Consider the following 574-nt stretch of genomic DNA (forward strand, 5'->3'; position numbering starts at 1 on the left):
ACCTCCTTTCTAAGGAGCAAACAACACGTCGATGCTGGTGCCGAATGTGTATCGGGTCGGTGTTTGTTCATGGGTGAAACACAAGAATCCATCATTTGTTTGTCGGTGGCCTGCGAGATGCGGGCGGCCGGCGGGTGGTCGACCGTGAGTGATTGCGGTTGTGGACGAAGCACACTATCGGGGTTCTGAGGGAACACGCGTTCTGCGCGGGTTGTCTTGGTGCTCACTGTTTTCCGCCCCGGAGTCTTGTGGGGTGTTGGGGGTGGTGGGTGTGTGTTGTTTGAGAAGTGCATAGTGGATGCGAGCATCTAGCCCGGCAGCATTTGTTGTTGGGTTGTGTGTTCTGCAATTTCGATTCTGGTTTGTGCGATCGCGTGTTGTGATCGTTGTTTTTGTTTGTTGTCCGCATTCGCGTCTCGCGTGGTTGTCTTCTGCTTTGGTGGGGGATGGTGTGTGGGGTGTGTTTGTGGGTGTTGTTGTAAGTGTTTGAGGGCGTTCGGTGGATGCCTTGGTACCAGGAGCCGATGAAGGACGTGGTAGGCCGCGATAGTCCTCGGGGAGTTGTCAAACGAGC

At 54.9% G+C, this 574-nt stretch carries 1 rRNA gene; it reads left to right on the forward strand.

The features are described 5' to 3' along the window. Positions 1–476: 476 nt before the first annotated feature. Positions 477–574, forward strand: a 23S ribosomal RNA gene (locus ABFX36_RS18970); the annotation flags it as partial.

The sequence above is a fragment of the Gordonia cholesterolivorans genome (assembly GCF_039531975.1).
Taxonomy (GTDB): domain Bacteria; phylum Actinomycetota; class Actinomycetes; order Mycobacteriales; family Mycobacteriaceae; genus Gordonia; species Gordonia sihwensis.